This window comes from Psychromonas hadalis ATCC BAA-638, assembly GCF_000420245.1.
Taxonomy (GTDB): domain Bacteria; phylum Pseudomonadota; class Gammaproteobacteria; order Enterobacterales; family Psychromonadaceae; genus Psychromonas; species Psychromonas hadalis.
In genome coordinates this window covers 1-1,502 of record NZ_ATUO01000321.1, presented here as the reverse complement: position 1 = coordinate 1,502, position 1,502 = coordinate 1, and the positions used below count along the sequence as shown (strand labels likewise).

Below are 1,502 nucleotides of genomic sequence, written 5' to 3'. Positions count from 1 at the left end.
ATTTAGAAGCATTGAAACGCAGAGGCTCACCGCTGTTAAAATTTGCAATAAATAGCTAATTATTACTGGCGGTCCACCTCAGGGCGTGTTGTTAGTTGCCTTTCGGATCAAACGAATGACTGAACCAACTTACTGATATTCCGCTACTTTACACTGCTTTGAATCAAAAACTACGAACTCTATTTTAAAACATGATCCAAACAAGGTTACACAAATAGAAACTAGAAATAGAATAACACCAATATAAACAAGTAAGAATTAATGGAGCGTAGCTGCCTACTTGGTTAACGTGCGCAGATGACTATTAGTGACAGCCTTATTTGGCGTTATGAGCGTATTTTAAAATACTCACAGCACATCAACTTACGAACGCAACAAAGAACACTGAAACTCAATACAACGACTTAGAAACTAAAAACACACTCAAATTTCAAGGCAGACTAACGCCTTGCTAAGCGGACTAAAATTGTGGGTTATAATGTGTAGCGAAGCGAAACGTAACCCACTGTTTTAGTTCCGTTTAAGCAACTTGTTATGTTTACAATTCGATCATATCCGCAATTTGATAACCTAAGTTAGTGATTTCAAATATTTCACCTTTGTGACCTCTTTCAACAATAAAGTCATTCTGTGTTAGTTCATCTATAGCCGACTCCCAAAGAGCTACATCACGACGTTCATTTGATTCAATAAAATTCTTACCGTTAGATTGAATATTTGTGCCTCCCATATGACGAAGGTGCATAATAGTTCCGTTTCGGTCTTGGCTTACTTCTTTAAGTAATATTTTCCCCTCATTTGTTAAGTGGGGTATATTAGTTTTTGACTCAACAATTTCAGATTGAGTTACAACTTCATCACTTTTAAAATATTCGTGGTCGTTAATTTTCAATTGTAAATGACGATAAAGTTTTTCTTTAAAACTTGAAAGGCTATCAAATCCTTCATATAGACCACGACTTTGGCAGGAATCCTTAAACTTTTTTAATTGTGAGTATTGTTCTGGCTCAACCATATCCAACGCTACAGGCTGGCTAGAGAAATACAACATTGCAGGTTTGTTAACTTCAATATGCTTTTCAATTTCTTCTACTGTCCCGCTTGCATATTCAGTTGTCGGAGTACCAATACGAGTCCAAAAAACGCCTACAAGTAGATCACATTTATCAAGAACCTGATTATTAATAATTTCTTGAGCTGTATTTCCCATTTCTGGAGAAGAATGAGTCTCCCAACCAATTGGCAATAAAACAATATTTCGAGATTGCGAATGAACGGCATTCCATTCATAAATAACATCTCGAATAATTGCTCTTTCAGAACCGACATCACCAGGTGATGCGATCATTACATTGAAAACTTTTGCTTGATAACTCATTACAAAACTCCGAAGTAAACATAACGCCGCGTTAAGCGGATAAAAATGGTTGGCTATAATCGCGAAGCGATGGCCAACTGTTTTTATTCCGTTTAAACGACTTGTTAGTTGCCTTGCAGATAAT

The 1,502-nt window shown here is 36.4% G+C and carries 1 protein-coding gene; it reads right to left on the bottom strand.

Translation table 11 applies throughout. The annotated features are described in order from the left end of the window. Positions 1 to 538: 538 nt before the first annotated feature. On the bottom strand, positions 539 to 1,502 hold a 964-nt coding region (locus G322_RS0119275; protein ID WP_022943284.1), incomplete at its 5' end, for a hypothetical protein.